General features: G+C 75.5%; 12 protein-coding genes. 3 read left to right on the forward strand and 9 right to left on the reverse strand.

Going from position 1 to position 18443, the window contains the following annotated elements; genetic code table 11:
• Window positions 1-33: 33 nt before the first annotated feature.
• A complete protein-coding gene (locus ACR9E3_RS03745; RefSeq protein ID WP_460378627.1) occupies window positions 34-1947 on the forward strand; it encodes an ABC transporter ATP-binding protein in 1914 nt (637 codons plus the stop codon).
• 52 nt (window positions 1948-1999) lie between these two features.
• On the opposite strand, the gene ACR9E3_RS03750 is transcribed toward ACR9E3_RS03745, so the two are convergent.
• On the reverse strand, window positions 2000-2545 hold the full coding sequence (locus ACR9E3_RS03750; protein ID WP_460378629.1) for a PadR family transcriptional regulator: 546 nt from the start codon (window positions 2543-2545) through the stop codon (window positions 2000-2002).
• Between the two features lie 93 nt (window positions 2546-2638).
• Between ACR9E3_RS03750 and ACR9E3_RS03755 the strand changes: the two genes are divergently transcribed.
• The gene (locus ACR9E3_RS03755) at window positions 2639-4024 is read left to right on the forward strand and encodes a carotenoid oxygenase family protein (RefSeq protein WP_460378632.1); all 1386 of its coding nucleotides are present in this window, start codon (window positions 2639-2641) and stop codon (window positions 4022-4024) included.
• Between the two features lie 43 nt (window positions 4025-4067).
• Here the strand turns inward: ACR9E3_RS03755 and ACR9E3_RS03760 are convergent, their stop codons facing one another.
• The 4 genes from ACR9E3_RS03760 to ACR9E3_RS03775 all read right to left on the reverse strand — a co-directional run bounded on the left by ACR9E3_RS03760 (window position 4068) and on the right by ACR9E3_RS03775 (window position 7958).
• Window positions 4068-4871 (reverse strand): transglutaminase family protein, encoded by an 804-nt coding sequence (locus ACR9E3_RS03760; RefSeq protein WP_460378634.1) that lies wholly within the window; start codon window positions 4869-4871, stop codon window positions 4068-4070.
• A gap of 40 nt (window positions 4872-4911) precedes the next feature.
• Window positions 4912-6510, reverse strand: coding sequence for an N-acetylmuramoyl-L-alanine amidase (locus ACR9E3_RS03765; protein WP_460378637.1), 1599 nt, complete (start codon window positions 6508-6510; stop codon window positions 4912-4914).
• A gap of 127 nt (window positions 6511-6637) precedes the next feature.
• The gene (locus tag ACR9E3_RS03770) at window positions 6638-7252 is read right to left on the reverse strand and encodes a hypothetical protein (protein WP_460378638.1); all 615 of its coding nucleotides are present in this window, start codon (window positions 7250-7252) and stop codon (window positions 6638-6640) included.
• Between the two features lie 58 nt (window positions 7253-7310).
• A complete protein-coding gene (locus tag ACR9E3_RS03775) occupies window positions 7311-7958 on the reverse strand; it encodes a hypothetical protein (RefSeq protein ID WP_460378641.1) in 648 nt (215 codons plus the stop codon).
• A gap of 218 nt (window positions 7959-8176) precedes the next feature.
• On the opposite strand from ACR9E3_RS03775, the gene ACR9E3_RS03780 reads away from it, so the two are divergent.
• A complete protein-coding gene (locus ACR9E3_RS03780; protein WP_460378643.1) occupies window positions 8177-9688 on the forward strand; it encodes a carboxylesterase/lipase family protein in 1512 nt (503 codons plus the stop codon).
• Here ACR9E3_RS03780 and ACR9E3_RS03785 read toward each other — a convergent pair.
• Genes ACR9E3_RS03785 through recC form a run of 4 tightly spaced genes read right to left on the reverse strand, consistent with a single transcriptional unit; the run spans window position 9679 to window position 18430 of the window.
• Window positions 9679-9939, reverse strand: a complete 261-nt coding sequence (locus ACR9E3_RS03785; RefSeq protein WP_460378646.1) for a hypothetical protein — start codon at window positions 9937-9939, stop codon at window positions 9679-9681. The genes ACR9E3_RS03780 and ACR9E3_RS03785 overlap by 10 nt on opposite strands.
• Window positions 9940-9969: 30 nt before the next feature.
• Complete coding sequence (gene recD, locus ACR9E3_RS03790) at window positions 9970-11805, reverse strand: exodeoxyribonuclease V subunit alpha (protein WP_460378649.1); 1836 nt, start codon at window positions 11803-11805, stop codon at window positions 9970-9972.
• Window positions 11802-15188 carry a UvrD-helicase domain-containing protein gene (locus ACR9E3_RS03795; protein WP_460378652.1) on the reverse strand — a complete coding sequence of 1129 codons (3387 nt, stop codon included), beginning with the start codon at window positions 15186-15188 and terminating at the stop codon, window positions 11802-11804. Before ACR9E3_RS03795 ends, recD begins: the two co-directional genes overlap by 4 nt.
• Window positions 15185-18430 carry an exodeoxyribonuclease V subunit gamma gene (recC, locus tag ACR9E3_RS03800; RefSeq protein WP_460378654.1) on the reverse strand — a complete coding sequence of 1082 codons (3246 nt, stop codon included), beginning with the start codon at window positions 18428-18430 and terminating at the stop codon, window positions 15185-15187. The genes ACR9E3_RS03795 and recC overlap by 4 nt, the downstream gene beginning before the upstream one ends.
• Between the last annotated feature and the right edge of the window lie 13 nt (window positions 18431-18443).

The raw sequence follows: 18443 nt of genomic DNA on the forward strand, positions 1-18443 counted from the left end.
GGCTGTCGCCGGGATCGAGCGGAGGGGCACGCGATGAGCACATCCGAGGCGGACGGGGCGGCCTCCGGCGACGCGCGGCTGGGCCGGCGGGTCGTCGGCCTGTTCCGGCCCTACCGCGCCCGCCTGCTGCTGATCGGCCTCGCCATCCTCGTGACGGCGGGCCTCGGGATCGTCAACCCGTTCCTCACGCAGGCCGTGTTCGACGACGCGCTGTTCGCGCCGGGCGGGGCGCGGCTGGGCCTGCTCGGCGCCCTCGTCGCGGCGATGGTCGTCATCGCGCTGGTCTCCGGGCTGATCGGGGTCGGCCAGACCTACCTGACGACGGTCGTGGGCAACCGCGTCATGCAGAACCTGCGGGACCGGCTGTTCGCGCACCTGCAGCGGATGCACCTGGGGTTCTTCACCCAGACGAAGACCGGCGTGATCCAGTCGCGGCTGGACAACGACGTCGCCGGCGTCCAGTCCGTCGTCACCGAGACGGCGTCCTCGATCCTGGGCAACGTCGTGACGGTCGTGGCGTCGGTCATCGCCATGCTGGCGCTGTCGTGGCAGCTGTCGCTGGTGGCGTTCGTGCTGATGCCGGTGTTCATCCTGCTGCAGATCCGGGTGGGGCGGGTGCGACGGCGGGTCGCGGCGAGCACCCAGGCGTCCCTGTCCGACATGTCGGCGATCACGCAGGAGTCGCTGTCGGTGTCCGGGGTGCTGCTGGCGAAGGTGTTCGGGCGACAGGAGCACGAGGTCGACCGCTACCGGACCGAGAACGCCCGGCAGACCGACCTGCAGGTCCGCCAGACCATGACCGGTCAGTCGTTCTTCGCCGTGGTCCAGGCCTTCTTCGCCATCACACCGGCCGCGGTCTACCTCGTCGCCGGCTACGTCGGGACCGGGACGGGCGGGGCGCTGCTGTCGGCGGGCACCCTCGTCGCGTTCACGACCCTGCAGAGCCGGCTGCTCTTCCCCGCCGTCCAGCTGCTGCGCGTCTCGCTCGACGTCCAGACGTCCCTGGCGCTGTTCAGCCGCATCTTCGCCTACCTCGACCTCGTCCCCGCGATCACCGATCCGCCGGGCGCGCGGACCCTCGACAAGGAGCACGCGGCGGGCTCGGTGGAGTTCCGCGACGTCTGGTTCCGCTACCCGCCGTCGGAGGAGGACGGGGACGGCGACGCGCCGCCGGCGACGCCGACCTGGGCGCTCCAGGAGCTGTCGCTGCGCATCGAACCCGGGCAGCTCGCCGCCGTCGTCGGACCCAGCGGTGCCGGGAAGACCAGCCTGTCGTACCTCGTGCCCCGCCTCTACGACGTCGACCGGGGCGCGGTGTGCCTGGACGACACCGACGTGCGGGAGCTGACCCTGGCCTCCCTGGCCGACGTCATCGGCATGGTCACCCAGGACACCTACCTCTTCCACGCCACGATCGCCGAGAACCTGCGCTACGCGGCGCCGGACGCCACGGACGCCGAGCTCGAGGCGGCGGCCCGGGCGGCGAACATCCACGACCGGATCATGAGCTTCGACCTCGGGTACCGGACCGTGGTCGGCGAACGGGGCTACCGGCTCTCCGGCGGCGAGAAGCAGCGCCTGGCCATCGCGCGGGTGATCCTCGCCGACCCCCGCGTCCTCATCCTCGACGAGGCGACATCCGCGCTCGACACCGTGAGCGAGCGGCTGGTCCAGCACGCGCTGCAGACGGTGATGTCCGGGCGCACGACGATCGCGATCGCGCACCGGCTCTCCACGGTGCTCGCCGCCGACGTGATCTTCGCGCTGGACGGCGGGCGGTTGGTCGAGCACGGCACGCACGCCGAGCTGCTGGCACGTGACGGGCTCTACGCGAAGCTCTACGCCGAGCAGTTCGGCGCCGGGCAGATCGAGGCGCGCTGCGCGGACGGCGTCCGCTTCCGCGACGGCGAGGTGATCCGCCAGGAGCCGCAGGCCGAGGTCGCGTGAGGTGCGCTCCGCGCTCGTGAGCACTTCGGAGTGCCCTGGCACGCCGAACTGCTCACGTGCCCGCAGGGCACCCCACGGCCGCCATCCGCTCCAGCGACCACAGCGCCCAGCCGTGCACGGCCTCGTACTGGCGCAGCCCGTACTCGCCGGCGAGGCGGCCGAACGGCAGCGGGTCGCCCGGGCGGTGCTCGGCGTCCTCGGCCTCCATGACGGGCCGGAGGCGTGCGATCTCGGTGGCGCAGTGCTCCGCGATGCCCTCGAGCAGGCGGCGGGCGTCGTCCGGCTCGAGCGACTGGACGAGGAACATCCGCAGCACCGTCTCGTCGCGCACGGTCGCCTGCTCGGGCCAGTGCAGCATCCAGCGCCGCAGCTCGGTGCGCCCCGCGTCGGTGAGCGTGTAGGTCTTGCGGCCGCGCGGGCCCGTCTCGTCGACGACGACCTGCTCCGCCTCCGCCATCTTCCCCAGCTCCGGGTAGATGCGGCTGTGGCCGGCCTGCCAGGCGTACTGGCCGATGCCGCCCTCGAACGCGCGGGTGAGGTCGTACCCGCTGGCCGGACCGTGGGCCAGCAGCCCCAGCAGAGCGTGGCGCAGCGACATGAACCGGACAGTACCAGTCCGTTCTGACATGTCCATGTTGACAGGTCCCTGTGGGGTGGTCGAGGGTGGCGGCACGTCGTCAGGAGGGCTCGCATGACTCGTTCGACCACGACTCCCACCCCGCTCGGCCGCCGGTCCACCCTCGGCGGCCGGTTCGCCCCGGTGCCGGACGAGATCGACGGGGTCGACCTGCCCGTCGAGGGGACGCTGCCGCCGGAGCTGACGGGCCGCTACGTGCGCAACGGGCCGAACCCGCTGCCGGGCGAGGAGCCCGGCCACCTGTTCACCGGGCACGGGATGCTGCACGGCGTGCGGCTGCGCGACGGCCGCGCGGAGTGGTACCGCAACCGCTGGGTGCGCACCGGCGCGCTCGAGGGGCGTCCGTACCTGACCGACGAGGGCATCGACTACACCGCGGTCCCGGCGAACACCCACGTCATCGAGCACGGCGGCCGGCTGTTCGCGCTGGTGGAGAACGGTTTCCCGTACGAGGTGGACCGCGACCTCGCGACGGTCGGGCCGTGCGACTTCGACGGGCGCCTGACGACGGCGATGACCGCGCACCCGAAGACCGACCCGGTCACGGGCGACCTGCACTTCTTCGGCTACTCCCCGATCCCGCCGTTCCTGACCTACCACCGGCTCTCGGCCGACGGCACCGACCTCGTCAGCAGGCCCGTCGAGGTCGCCGGGCCGACGATGATGCACGACTTCGCCATCACCGCCGAGCACGTCCTGTGGCTGGACCTGCCGATGACGTTCCAGTGGGAGCGCCTGGCGTCGGGCATGCCGTTCGGGTGGGACGAGGGCTACGGCGCGCGGATCGGCGTGATGCGCCAGGACGACCCGGCGTGCGCGGTGACGTGGTTCGAGATCGACCCCTGCTACGTCTTCCACGTCGGCGGCGCGCACACCGACGCGGGCGGGTGCGTGGTGCTCGACGCGGCGCGCTACGCGGGCGCCGACGCCGCGGCGATGTGGGAGGACCCCACGCCCAGCTCCGACCCCGCCGGGCGCGCGGCGGCGACCGGCGTCGCCCGGATGTACCGCTGGACGCTCGACCCGCGCGACGGGTCGTCGACGGGCACGCCGCTCGAGGACCGGGGCGTGGAGTTCCCGACGATCGACGAGTCGCTGGTCGGCCGCGAGGCGCGCTGGTGCTACGCGATCGCCGACCGGGGGGTCGACGGGAAGCGGGCGGGCGCGGTGGTCAAGGTCGACGCCGACGGGAGCACGGTCGCCCACGAGCTGGGGCCGGACGTCACGGCCGGCGAGGCGGTGTTCGTGCCGTCCGCGGCCCCCGACCGCGCCGAGGACGAGGGCTGGCTGGTCACGATCACCGCCACCCGCGACGGCGCCGCCTCGCAGCTACTGGTGCTCGACGCGACCGACGTCGCCGGCGCCCCCGTCGCCGCCGTCACCCTCCCCCGCGGCGTCCCCACCGGCTTCCACGGTTCCTGGTTCCCCGACCCCACGTGAGCGAACTTTGGGCCTATAGCCCCAAAGTTCGCTCACGTAGGGGTCAGTTGAGGTGGGCGCGCCACTGGCGGGCGTGGCGGCGCAGGGGTTCGGCGTCGCGGGGGAGCGCCTCGGCCCAGTCCTCGAGCAGGTCGGCGGCCTCGCGGTAGGCGGCGCGCCGGCCCCGGATCTCGGCGAGCTCCGCGACCTCGACCGCCGTCACGCCTGGCAGCCCGAGGCGCATGCGCAGCACCCAGCCCAGCTCGGCGAGGTCGCCGCGCGAGCGGTGGATGCCGCGAAGGTTGGCCAGCATGCGCACGAGGACCGCCTCGGTGCTGATCGGGGCGAGCAGGGAGTCGTCGAACGGCACGTCGCGCCCCAGCCCGGTCGCCTCGCGGAACCGCCGCACGCAGGCGTCGCGGTCGAGCAGCTCGCCGGAGAACGGGTCGAGGTGCAGCGGTGAGCCGACCGGGTGCACGAGGAAGTGACCCGGCATCCCGACCGGCTCGAGCGCCACGCCGACCCGCCGCCCGACCTCGAGGCACACGACCGCCAGCGTGATCGGGATGCCGGTCCGCCGGGCCAGGACCTCGGTCAGCGACGAGTTGCGCGGGTCGTAGTAGTCCTCGCGGTCGCCGTGGAAGCCCTCCTCGACGTAGAGGCGGTGCACGAGGCCGTCGAGGTCGGCGACGCCCGCGGCGAGCCGGTCGAGCTCGGCGCGGGCGGCGTCGGCGTCGGCCGCCGGATCGGCGGCGCGGGCGATGACGAGGGCGCCCTCGAGCAGGTCGGGCTCGCCCGCCCCCACGAGGGCGAGGAACTGCTCCACGGCGTCGTCGATCGCCGCGCGGCGGGCCGCGTCGTCGTCCACGCGGGCATCCTGCCCGTCCGCGCGGCGACCCGCCGGGTGGTCAGGCGGGCGCGCCGACGGTCCCGGTCGTCCGGGCCCAGGTCAGCGCCCCGTGCTCGAAGTTCTGCTGGCGCCCGGTCGGGACGTCGTACTCGCCGCTGGTGGGGTAGCCGAGCGGCGAGCGCTCGGCGCCGGCGGCCCGCCAGTGCTCGGCGATCGCGCCGGTCACCGGCCAGGCGCCCGTCCGCGGCGACCAGATGACGGTGCCGCGCTCGAAGTCGGTGCTGCGGCCCTGACCGTCGGCGGTCGGCGCCTCGACGCGGGTCGGTTCGCCCAGCAGCGCCCGGTCGGCGGACCACGCCGTGCGGACGTCGCCCGCCGCCTGCGCGATCAGCTCCTGCACCTTCACGCGCAGCGGGTCCATCATCGCGTACGCCGCGTCGCCCGGGCACGACGTGCGGCCGACGTCGCGGTGCGCGAAGAGTGCCGGCACCGTCGTCGACTGGCCCTTCGGGATGCGCGAGGTGCCCCCGCCCGACGACGTGAGCGTGACCTGCTGGCGCGGGTCCTGGTAGAGCCCGCCCAGCTTCCAGGCCGCCAGCGCGGCGACCGAGTTCATCTGGGCCGGCGTCGGCTGCACCGTCGTGTAGTTGCCCATCATCGCGATGCCGAAGGTCTCGCGGTTGAACCCGCCGGCGTGCGCGGCGACGACGTTGCGGTCGAGTCCGCCCGCGCGACCCTCGAAGATCGTCCCGTACTTGTCGACGAGGGCGTTGTAGCCGACGTCGCCCCAGCCCTGCTTCTCCGCGTGGTAGGCGTAGATGCCGCGCACGATGGCCGCGGACTCGGCCGGGCTGTAGTCGTTCGACTCGCTGGTGTGGTGGATCGTCACCGCGCGGACGGCCGGGGTCGTCTGCGGCGGCCAGGTCATCTTCGACTCGTCGGCGCCCCACTGGGCCCGGGTGACGTACTTGGGGGCCGCCGGGCCGCGCGCCGCGCCCAGCGACCCGATCGCCTCGTCGTTGCTGCCCACGCCCGGGTCGATGCGCACCACCTGGACCTGGTCGGTGACGGGCTGCCCCGCGCGCATCGCACGGACCTCGACACCCGTGCGGTCGCCCACCCAGATCGGGTCGGTGCCGCCGTGGTCCGGCGCGCCCGTCGGGGTGGGGGACTCCTTCTCGCTGCCCGCAGGGTCGAGGTCGCTCCAGGTGCCCCAGTTCCCCGCGGCGTCGGTGGAGCGCAGGGACACCGCGTCCGGCGCGGGCCCGTTCCAGGTGACGGCGACGAGGCGCAGCGGGGTGTCGCTGCGCGCCTCGCGTCCGCCGGACGCGTCGCGGGCGCCGGGCGCGTAGGTCACGGGCTGGATGCCCGAGGCCACCGGCGCGGCGGGCGGCAGGCCGGCCGGCGGCATGACGGCGTGCGCCGGGTCCAGCTGCGCGACGCCCGTGGGCGCCAGGGCGGCGGCGTCGGTGGGCACGGCGGGCTCCGCGGTCGCCGTCGCGGGGTCGGTGGGCACCCCCGGCTCCGCCGCCGCGGCGGGCCCCGAGGCGAGCACGGCCGCGACGATCGCCGTGAGCGCCGTCGTCAGCGCCGCCCCCGCCCGCACCGACCCGCGGGCACGCCCCGCACGTCCCCTGCGGCCCCCGGACCCGGCCATCGCGCACGCACCTCCGCTCGCGCGGCGGGATCCGGATGATCTCCGCCGACGCGATCACGATGACCCCCACATGCGCACCATTCGCCACACCACGCGCAGAAAGCCGCCCGGTCGGGTGACTTCTGATCTACAGGTGTGCCTGCGCGAACGTCGCCACCGTCCGCATCGCCATCGCGTCCGCGCCGGCCCCGATCGGCCCGGCCACGACGGGGATGAGCTTGGTGACGTTGAGGGCGCCACGGCGCGTGAACCGCGAGGTCAGCCGGAACCCGATCCGGGTGTCGAGCTGGGCGAGGACCTCGGGTGGCAGGCGCCGCAGGCCGTGCAGCAGCGAGGCGTTGACCAGGTCGAGACCCGTGTGCTCGGCGAGCTCGATCCCGTCCGCGCCGAGGACGCAGACGAGCGAGGCCGTGCGGATCACCGGGTCGGCGAGGTCGCGCCCGCGCAGGTGGGCGACGGCTGCGGACAGCCGCGTCCCGAGCAGGTAGAGCCCGGTGGTCCCGGCGGGCGCGGTGACCACGAGCGTCGCCGCGCCGCCCAGGCTGGTCAGCAGCCCCGAGCTCGCCGCGAGCCGGACGTGCGAGCCGACCACCCGGCGCACGGCGGCGTCCACGTCGTCGTCGGTCGCCCCGAGCGCGTCCGTGGCGACCGACGCGGCCCCGACGAACGGGCCCACCCCGCCGACCGCGCGGCGCCACAGCTGGTCGACCAGGGTGTCGGGCAGACCGCGCGAGCTCGCCACCGGGACAGCCTCGCCCATGCCGGTCGCGGGCAGCGAGCCCGACCCCGGCGGCTCCGGATCAGCTCACGAGATCGCACGCCGCCGCGATCGTGCCGCCCCAGCGCTCGCCGCGGTCGCGGTCACGGGCCCGCACGAGTCGCTCGCGCTGGGTCGCGGCGTGCGCCCAGGTCAGGACCACCGGGTCGACGCGGGCGCCGTAGAAGGCGTCGATGACGAGCTCGGCCAGGTGGTGGTCGGCGCTCGAGAGCTCCTTGTACTCCCAGATGGCCAGCAGCCGCTCCGGCCGCTCGCCGAGGGCGCCGAGCCCGTCGAGCATCGCCACGGCGGTCGCGCCGGCCGGGTCGTCGGGGTGCAGGTCGAGCAGCGCCGCCCAGACGGCGTCGGCGACGTCGCGGACGGCGTCGCGCTCCAGGTCGCTCCAGCCCGCCCAGTTCTCGGCGATGCGCCCGAGCACGGTGCGCAGGTCGACGCGGTCGTCGGTCAGGGCGCGGCGCAGCAGGAACGGGGTGAGCGCGCGCAGGTCCTCGGGGGTGCCGAGCGTGTTGCCGAGGGCGAGCGCGAGGGTCAGCGGGTCGGCGTCGGCGACCCGCATCTCCCCGTGGCAGTGGGGGCAGCCGGCCAGCGTCCGCGGGGGCGGGTGCGCCACGAAGGCGGCCTCCAGTCCCCACAGCGCGGCATCGACCCCCGCGTCTGTCTGCACGTCCATCGACAGAAATCTTGGTCCTTGCAATGCGACACGCTGGGCCGATAGAGCGAATATGACCTGCATGTGTGACCGAGCGTCGCGCTGCGTACCGCCGAGCGTGTCGGCACGTCCACTCGTCCTGTCGTCGAGGGGGTGCTCGGATGGTCGCGACACGCCCGGGACGGGCTGCTCGATCACATCGGCGGGCGGCCGCGTGCCGCGTCGAACAGACTCGGGGTATGCGCTCCCGCGACCAGGCCCCGGCTCCGGGCCCCGAGATCAAGACGACCGGAGGGGTCGTCCGCGGCATCACCACCCACGGGGTGCACGCGTGGCGCGGCATCCCCTACGCGGCGCCCCCGACCGGCGACCTGCGCCTGCGCGCGCCGCACCCGGTGGTGCCCTGGGAGGGCGTGCGCGACGGCTCCCGGTACGGGCCGGTGCCGATCCAGGAGCGCATCGGCGAGTTCATCGGGGCCGGCAAGGACACCCCGATGGGCGAGGACTGCCTGACGCTCAACGTCAGCGCCCCGACCACTGACTCCGACGAGCCGTGCCCGGTGATGGTCTGGTTCTACGGCGGGGCCTTCGTCGTCGGGGCGTCGTCGGCCCCGACCTACCGCGGCTACGACTTCGTGCGCCGCGGCGAGGTCGTGTTCGTCAGCGTCAACTACCGCCTCGGGGCGCTCGGCTACCTCGACTTCTCCGGCTACGGCACGCCCGAACGCCCGATCGAGTCGAACCTCGGGCTGCGCGACCAGATCGCCGCGCTGGAGTGGGTCCGCGACAACATCGCGGCCTTCGGCGGCGACCCGGACCAGGTGACGATCTTCGGTGAGTCGGCCGGCGCGATCTCGGTGACGACGCTGATGGCGACGCCGTCGGCCCACGGCCTGTTCCACCGCGCCATCGCGGAGAGCTCGGCGCCGGGCATGGTCTTCGGTCAGGAGCGCGCCCGCGCCTGGGCGGCGGGGTTCGTCAGCGCCCTCGGGGCCGACGGCGACCCCCTCGCCGGCCTGACCGGCGCCACCGAGGACCAGCTGCTCGGCGCCGCCCGCGTGCTGCGCGAGCGCCTCGGCGACACGCCCGGCACCATCCCCACCGCGCCCGTGGTCGACGGCGACCTGCTCCCCGAGTCCCCGCTCGACGCGTTCGAGGGCGGGCGCGCGTCGGACGTCCCGCTGATCATCGGGACCAACGACACCGAGGGCCGGCTGTTCGAGCTGCCGCGGCTGCGCCTCGACGTCCTGGTCAGCGAGCAGCAGGCCACGCGGATGTTCGAGCTCACCCAGCCCGAGCTCCGGGAGCAGGTGCTCGCCGCCTACGAGGGCACGCCGCACCGCAGGGACCTCGGCGGCGACTACATGTTCTGGTACCCGTCGGTGCGCGTCATGCAGGCCCACCGCGGGCCGGTGTGGGCGTACCGCTACGACCTCACGACGCCGGTGCTCAACCTCATGGGCGTGCGCGCGACCCACGGCATGGAGCTCTACCCGGTGTTCGGGCTGGCCGGCTCCGGCGCCGCCCGGTGGCTCACCGCGCTCGGCGGCCGCCGGGCCCTGCGTGCCATGCAGGACCGCGTGCAGCGCGACTGGATCCACTTCGCCCACCGCGGGACGCCGACGACGTTCTGGCCGCAGTACGACGCCGGGGAGCGGCTGACGAAGATCCTCGACCGCACCGACCGCATCGAGGCCGACCCCCGCCGCGAGCGCCGGCTCGCGTGGCGCGGTTTCCGGGGCTACGCCTGATCCGGTGACGCGGCGCGGCGCTTCCGGCCCGCCGCGTACAGCGTGATCGCCAGGGAGACGAGCGCGACCACGACGAAGACGACGCCGAGCACGATCTCGTCGAGGATGAAGAAGAAGATCACCGCCACGGCGGCCGACAGGATCGTCCCGATCGTGCCGATCCCGACGTTGAGCTTCAGCTCGCTCTGCTTCTCCGACGTGCTGTCCGGTGAGGTCGTGTTGCGGACGCGGCGGGCGGGGTCCTCGGTCATGCGCAGAGGACTACCCGGTCCGGCGTGTGCTCATCGTCGGCGGCGCAGCCCCGACGCCCGCCCGATCGGGCGGGCGATCGCCGCGCGCACGGCGTCCTCGCTGCCCACGAGCCGGACGCGCACCCTCGCCCGGGTGACTGCGGTGTAGAGCAGCTCGCGCGTCAGCAGCGGCGACTCCGCCGGCGGGAGGACCACCGAGACCCGCGCGAACTGGCTGCCCTGCGCCCGGTGGACCGTCATGGCGTACACCGTCGCGATGCCGTCCAGCAGGCTCGGCGCGATCTCGACCGGTGCCCCGCCGCGGGCGAACACCGCCCGCGGCCCGCGAGCCGTCTCGATCACGACGCCGGTGTCGCCGTTGTAGATGCCGCGGTCGTGGTCGTTGGCCGTCACGAGCAGCGGACGGCCGGGGTACCACTCCTCGTCGCGGTCGGCGACGGGCCCGGCCTCGACGAGCCAGCGCTCGACGTCGCCGGCCCACCGGGTGACGCCGTAGGGCCCCCGCCGGTGCGCGCAGAGCAGCCGGTGCTCATCGAGGCGTTCCAGCGCGAGCGGCGCGTCGCCGTCGAGCGCGGCCAGTTCGGTCTCGCCCGCGGTCCCGACGACGTCCTCGCGCAGCTCCCGCAGCCCGCCCGGGTCGCGGGTGGTGAGGTCGGCGTCCTCGACGAAGACGACGTCGTGCTCGCCGGCCCGCAGCGCCGCGATCGCGGTGTCGGCGTCGCCCGCCCGGATGGCGGCCGCGAGCGTGGCGATCGTGCCGTGGAACCGCCAGGTGCGGTCGAGCACCGTGACGCCCCCGCGGACCGGCGGCCCGGGGGCGTCGACGCGGTCGAGGGCCTCGTCCAGCAGCGGCTCCGGGTCGGCGGGCGCCCCGACGAGGTCGCCGAGCACGGCGCCGGCCTCGACCGACGCGAGCTGGTCCGGGTCGCCGACGAGCACGAGGCGCGCGTCGGGGCGGATCGCCTCGAGCAGCCGGGCCATGAGCGTCAGCGACACCATCGACGTCTCGTCCACGACGACCACGTCGTAGGGCAGGTGCCGGTGGCGGTCGTGGCGGAACCGCGAGGTGCCCGCCCGCGCGCCGAGCAGCCGGTGGATGGTCGACGCCGAGAGCCCGGTGACGTGCGCGCGGTCGGCCGCGGGGAGCTCGACCTCGCCGAGCGCCTCCTGCATCCGCGCCGCCGCCTTGCCGGTCGGCGCGGCGAGGGCGACGCGCAGGAAGGGGTCCTGGTCGCGCAGCACCGCGAGAAGCGTCGCGATGGTGGTGGTCTTGCCGGTGCCCGGGCCGCCGGCGAGCACGCTGGTCCAGCGCAGGGCGGACACGGCGACCGCACGGCGCTGGGCGCCCCCGTGCTGCGGGAAGAGACGGTCGAGCGCGGCCCGCAGCCGGTCGGTGTCGACGCTCGGGGGCGGGGCGGCGGCCCGGCGCGCGAGGGTGTCGCGGACCTGCTCCTCCTGGCGCCAGTACCGGTCGAGGTAGAGCAGCCCGTCGACCAGGCGCAGCGGGTGGCCCGTCGCGTCGGCCGCGTCGTCGGCCACGAGCGGCGACGCCGCGACGGTCGCGGTCCACGGCGCCGGGTCGGGCCAGGGGAGGTCGGAGGTGTCGTCGACCTCGTCACCCTCGACGAGCACGGTGCGGTCGACGGTGGCGAGGTCGAGGCACACGGAGCCGGTGCGCAGGGCGCGCACCACCAGCGCGGCGGCGAGCAGCACCTGCTCGTCGGCCTCGCCCCCGAGGCGACCCAGGCGGCGGGCGACGTGGACGTCGGTGGCCGCCAGGACGCCGCGCTCGTTGAACGCGGCGAGCAGCCCGGTGGCGCGGGTCGCGAACCGGATGCCGTCCTCGGCGAGCAGCTCCGCCGTCACCGCCCACCTCCGTCGAGGAGCGCGGAGAGCTCGACGACCAGCGCCGGCGACGGGTTCCACGCGAACACCCCGCACGCCGTCCCGTCGACGACCGGGGTGTCGGGCCCGCACATGCCGCGCAGGAACAGGTAGAGCACGCCGCCGAGGTGCGTGGCCGGGTCGTAGCCACGCAGCCGCCAGCGCAGGAACCGGTGCAGCGCGACGGCGTACAGCACCGCCTGCAGGGGATAGTGCGACGCGATCATCGCGGAGGCCATCGCCCGCGGTCCGTAGTGCGCGGCCGTCAGCGGCGCCCGCCCCGTCGGTCCGATCGGCCCGAGCCAGTTGGTCTTGTAGTCGACGACGACGAACCGCCCGTCCGGCCCGCGCAGCACGCCGTCGATGCTGCCGGTGAGGTAGCCGCGCAGGACCTGGTCGCCGACGCCGTGCGCCCCCGGGTGCTCGACGGCGTCGGGATAGTCGGCGAGGGGGTCGTCGGCGGGCAGGTGCCGGCGCAGGAGCGCGGCGACCTCGAGCAGCGTCACCGGCGGCGCGCCCGGGCGGACGCGGTCGCCGCCGGCCAGCGGGAGCTCGAAGTCGAGCTCGGCGAGACGGTCGCGCGGGGCCACGTCGGCGAGCGTCGCCGGTCCGCCCCCGGCGGGCAGCGGCGTGCGCATCACCGGCAGCAGCGCGTCGGCGAGCGTCGCGGCGTCGACCTCGGCGTGCGGGCGATGGGTCAGCTCGGTGCGCGCGGCGTCGAGGAGGGCCGCGTGCAGGTCGCCGGTAGCGGTGTCGACGGTCTCGAGCACCGCGTGGACCAGTGTGCCGAAGGACGGTCCCACCGGCAGGTCGGCCATCGGCGAGGGCAGCGGCTCGACCTCGTCGGCCTCGGCCGGCGGCGCGTCCTCGGGGTCGGTCTCGTCGGCGAGCGTGCGGTCCTCCGGCTCGCTCGCCGCCGGGCTCCCGGCGTGGGCGCCGGCGGTCAGCGAGGAGTACGACGACCGCCGCCATGCGAGGTCGAGCGCGCGGTCGAACGGCGCCGCAGCCAGGGGGTGGTGGTCGCCGGCGTCCGGGACGTAGGGCACCGGGCGGCGTGGCTCGACGCGTTCGACGGCGACGTCGTCGTCGGCCAGGGCCTCGAGGTGCGCGAGGACCCGCGCGTCCTCCCACACCGGGTAGAGCCGGTCCGGGCCCGTGCCCGGGGCGGGCCGGCCGATGAGCAGGCGGTGGACCGCGGACGGCTTGGTGGTCGTCGACGGCGCCCACCAGCACACGACCTGGCCCTGGGCCCGGGTCAGCGCGACGTAGAGCAGCCGCAGGTCCTCGCCGTCGTCCTCCTCGCGGGCCGCCGTGACGTGGTCGCGCCACGCGGGGTCGGTGACGCCACCGACCGCGCGCACCCGCTGCCCGGACGCGTCGTGGTGGGTGACGACCTTCGGCTCGTCGGCGACCCACCGGTCCCACCCGAAGGGCACGTAGACCACGGGGTACTCGAGGCCCTTGCACTTGTGGATCGTGAGCACCTGGACCGCGCTGGCGTCGGACTCGAGGCGCCGGCTGCGCTCGGGGCGCAGCTCGCCGGTGCCGGCCGCGGCCTCGGCCATGCGCGCCCGCAGCCATTCGACGAGCGCGACGACGCCCAGCCGGGACTCGGCCGCCGCCGCGTGCAGCACCTGGCCGAGGTGGCGGATGTCGGTGATCCGCCGCTCGCCGTCGACGCGGGCGAGCACGCGGGCCGCGAGCCCCGTCTCGGCGGCCACGGCCTCGAGGAACGCCGCCACCCCGCGGTCGTGGAGCACCGCGCCCCAGCGTCGCAACGAGGCGCCGACCTCGGGCAGCACCGCGTCGGCGTGGGCGTCGAGGTCGGCGGCGGCGTGGCCGAGGAACACCGTGAGCGCGGCCGCCCGCACCCGCGCGGGACGGCCGGGCTGCTCGACGGCCTCGAGGAGGGTCCGCCACTCCTCGGCGCTCTCGGTGGCGAAGACGCTGGTGGCACCGGCGAGCACCGACGGCACGCCGGCCGCGGTGAGGGCCTCCCGGACCAGCCCGGCCTGCGCGTTGGTGCGCACGAGCACGGCGACGTCGCCGGGGCCGAGCGTGGGGTCGACGCGCCCGGCCTCCTCCCACCGCGACGCGGCGGCGACCAGCTCCGCGATGTCGGCGGCGAGGTCGGCGGCGACCTTCTCGCGCACGCCCGCGACGATCGGCAGGCCGGTGGCGAACCGGCTGCGCAGGCCCTCCCGGGGCAGGACGCGCAGGCGGAACGGCGCCGGACGCGGGGCGCCGACGAGCCGGCGGCCCTCGTGGGCCGCCTCGACGTGCGGGACGACGATCTTCTCGTCGCCCAGCGCAGCGTTGTTGAAGATCTTCTCCAGCGCGCGGACCAGCGGCGCGTCGCTGCGCCAGTTGGTCGCGAGCCCGGACTTGGTGCCCGCGGACTCGACGGCCGCGAGGTAGCTGACCACGTCGGCCCCGCGGAAGGCGTAGATCGCCTGCTTCGGGTCGCCGATGAAGGTCAGGGCGCTGTGGCCGTGGAACGCGACGCGCAGGATCTCCCACTGGATCGGGTCGGTGTCCTGGAACTCGTCGACCAGCACCACCGAGAACCGCGCGCGCAGCCGGGCGCACGCCGCGTCCCCGAGCCGGGCGTCGACGAGGGCGTTGCGCAGCCGGGTGAGCATGTCGTCGAACGTGAACAGGCGCCGCCGACGCTTGCGCCGCTCGACCTCGGCACGCACGGCGCGCGCGAAGGAGGCCCGCGCGCCGGCGGGGCCCTCGGCGTCCGGGCCGGGCGCGATCCCGGCCGACGGGTCACCGACCACGGCGCGCCCGATCTCCAGCGCCTCGGCCCGGTCGAAGTCGGGCGCCCCGGCCCCGGGCACCGCGTACTTGCGCAGGTAGAAGTCGTCGACGACCTCGGTGACCACGTCGTCGATGCGCTCGACGAAGGTGCCGTCGGGATCGGTGTCACCGGCGATCCCGAGGCCGGTGAGCATGTCCTGGCAGAACTGATGGGTGGTGGCGATCGTGGCGGCGTCGAAGCCGGCGAGCGCGGCCGTCAGCCGGGCGCGGCGGGCCGCGACCTCGGCGTCGTCGGCCTGCGCCAGGAGCTGCGTGACGGGGTCGTCGCCGTTGCGCCGTGCCGCCTCGGGATCCGCGAGCCCGCGCTCGGTGCGGACGAAACGCTCGCGGACGCGTTCGCGCAGTTCACGGGTCGCCTCGCGCCCGAACGTCACGAGCATGACCTGCGGCAGCGTCGCCCGGCCCTCGGCGACGTAGCGGGCCGCGAGCGCGGCGATCGTGTACGTCTTGCCGGTGCCGGCGCTGGCCTCGAGCACCGTGGTGCCGGTGGGCAGGGGGCCGCCGAGGTCGAACGAGGTCGGCGCCTCGAGGAGCGCGGTCACTGGATGCCCTCCGCCTCGCGCACCGGGGTCCACAGGCGTGTCGCGAGCGCGCCGAAACGGCTCGGGGCCTGGTTCTCGGGCGGGCCGGTGGCGGGTCCGACGAGGTCGTCGAGGCTTCGGCGGCGGCCCCAGACCAGCACGTGCGCGGGGTCGTCCTGCTCGGCGCCGTAGCGGTCGGTCCACCGGTCGCGGGCGCGGTTCATCGCCGCGATCTCGCCCTTGGTCGCGCGCGCCTGCGCGTAGGCCTCCGACGTGCGGCACATCAGCGGCAGCGGCTCGAGCATCCCTTCGGCGTGCACGGCGAGGAGGTCGTCCAGGACCGTCCGCGCCACCGCGGGCTCGAGCGGGCCGAGGGTCGACACGGCGATCGGGTCGTCCCGCCCGCCCCCGCGCCCGACCGTGACCGCCCGCCACGGGCGGTCGGGGTGCGCGGCCGCGACGGCGAGGAGGTTCACCCAGGCCCGCAGCCGGTGCTTGGGCGCCAGCCGCGAGAACGTCACCGTCACCAGCGTCGTGTCGTGCACGCCGGCGACCGAGCCGACGAGCGTGTCGGTGGTGACGTCGAGGTCGACCGCCGCCGTCGTGCGGAACCCGGCGACGGCCTGCGTCAGCGGCTCGACCAGGCGGCCGACCTCGCGCACGAGCTTGTCGCCCAGCGGGCCCGGCGGGAGCTCGCCGCGGCGGCGCTCGGCGGCGATGCACGCCGCGGGGTCGCGCCCGTCGAGGCGGTCGCGCAGCAGGCGCTCGCCGATCGCCCAGCGCGCGAGGCCGTCGGGCTCGACCGGGATCGCCTCGACGGTCTCCTCCTCGTCGCCGCGCGCGAACACGCCGAGACGCTGGCGCAGGAACGCGCGCACCGGGTGCTCGACGAAGCGGGCGAGGTCCTCGAGGTCGAGCGGACCGTGCGCGCGGGCGGGCAGCGGGCCCGGCAGGAACGCGACGGGTCCCGAGCGCTCCCGCCGCAGCGCGCGGGTGCCGGCGAGGGCCGCGCCGTCGAAGGAGAAGGGGCCGCTCGCGTCGAAGTCGTCCTCGTCGAACGGCTGGAGCGGGTTGCGGCGGGTGAGGTGGTCGCGGGCGCGCTCCCCGTCGGAGAAGGCGAAGCTCGCGTCGAGGGTGTCGAGCAGCTCGCCGATCGGCACCGCGGGCGGTCGGTCGACGCCGGTGCGCTCGTCGGCGCCCGAGTAGACGACGACGAGGTGGTCGGTCGCGGCCACGATCGCGTCGAGCAGGAGCTGGCGGTCCTCGGCGGCGGGGTCGCGCTCGCCGACGCGCGGATCGCGGGCGAGCACGTCGTCGCCGTCCGCGCGGGTCTCGCGGGGGAAGACCTGGTCGTCCATGCCGAGCAGGCAGACCACGCGGTGGGGCACCGAGCGCATCGGCATCAGCGTCGCGACGGTGAGCGTGCCGGTGCGGAAGTTGGCGCGGGTCGGGCGCCCGGCCAGACGGTCGCCGAGCACCGCGCGGACGTCGTGCAGCGTCATCACCGGGTCGTGCGGGGCGCTCTCGAGCACCGCGGTCAGCTCGGCCCGGGCCTGCGCGAGCTGCCAGGCGTCGGCCGGGACGGTGGCGGTGAGGCCGTCGAGGCCGCGCCGCAGCGCCTCGATCCACGCCGTGAGCGGCTGCTCGCCCCGCAGCTCCTCGACGACCGCGCCGACCCGGTCGACCAGCTCGCCGAGGCGCCCGACCAGCTCGACGTCGCTGGAGTCGACCTCGTCCAGGGGCAGCGCGTCGCCCAGCCAGTCGCCGCCGTCGGCGGACATGGCGACGCCGACGAGCAGGCGGTCGAGGCCCTGCGACCAGGTGTTGTCGGGGAACCGCGCGAGCGAGAACGCCTGCCGGTGCGGCGCGTCGAGGCCCCAGCGCACCCCGGCGCGCTCGGCGAGCTCGCGCAGCCGCGGGAGGTCCTCGTCGTCGAACCGGAACCGCCGCCGGACGGGGTCGGACTCGGCGAGGTCGAGCAGCTGCGACGCGGTGATCCGCGCGTCGGCGAGGTCGAGCAGGGTCGCGAGGGTGCCGAACAGTGGGTTGACCTCGCGCAGCGACCGGTCGGCGAGCCGGACCCGTAGCCGGTGCCCGGGGTGCGTGGCGCCCTCGCCGTCGCCGGGCCCGAAGCACGCGGTGACCAGTGGCGCGAACGTCTCGATGTCGGGGCACAGCACGATCACGTCGCGCGGCTCGAGCGTCGGGTCGGCGCTCAGGAGGCCGAGGATCGTCTCGCGCAGGACCTCGACCTGGCGGTCCGGCCCGTGGCAGCGGTGGATGTGGATGCTGCCGTCGTCGGTGGCGGGCCGGCCCGACGGTGCGCGGTCGTGACGCAGGTCGTCCTGGAGCTGCTCGAGCAGCGTCGTGGGCGCCTCGTCGCGCCCGTGGTGGTGGTCGGCGCGCTCGGCGCGGCGCGGGCGCGCGAGGCGCAGCTGGAGCTCCCGGACGTCGCGGCCGAGGCTCGCGAGCAGCGGGTGGGCGACGGAGCGGGCGCTGGTGTCGTCGGCGCGGCGCTCGGCCTCGTGGCCCTCGAGGCGCTTCCACAGCGCGGGTGACGGGTGCGGCAGCCAGAGGTGCACGTCGTGGTCGACCGCCACGGCGTCGAGGACCGTCAGCTCGGTGGCCGAGAGCCGCGTGGCGCCGAAGAGGGAGAGGCGGTGGGGGAACCGTCCCGGCGGAACCCGGACGTCGGCGACCGTCTCGGCGGGGCTCGTGGTGTCGAGGCGGGCCCGGAGCCGCCGCCAGAGCTCGGGCTGCCAGCGGAGATCGACCGGCGTGCCCGAGTCGTCGCCGGCGGCCCAGGCGCGGACGAGGGCGGGCCGGTGATCGGCGTACCTCGTGAACAGCCGGGCGAGGTGCCTCGCGGCCGCGAACCGACGCCCCTTGCGCGTGCCGCTCGGGTCGCCGACGCCGAGGAACGCGCCGAGCGGGGCGCACCAGGGTTCCTCGGCGCACTGGTCGATCGTCTCGAGCAGCGGCCAGACGAGGCGTTCCGGGCGCCACGGGTCGTCGTCGGGCACCCCGAGCACCCGCCCGACCACCTCGGCCGGCGAGGGGAACACGACGTTGGCGCACACCCCGTCGTCGCCGCCCGTCGTCCCGAGCCGGTGGGCCAGGCGCTGCGCGAGCCACCGCTCGATCCCGCGCGTCGGGACGGACACGAGCTCGGCCTGGAAGGGGTCGTCGAGCGGGTCGGCCAGCACGTCGGCGAGGGCCTCGACGAGGTGGTCGGCCCGCTCCGCCCGGTGCACGTGCAGCACGCCCGACACCTCC

The sequence above is a fragment of the Actinomycetospora sp. C-140 genome, assembly GCF_054796175.1.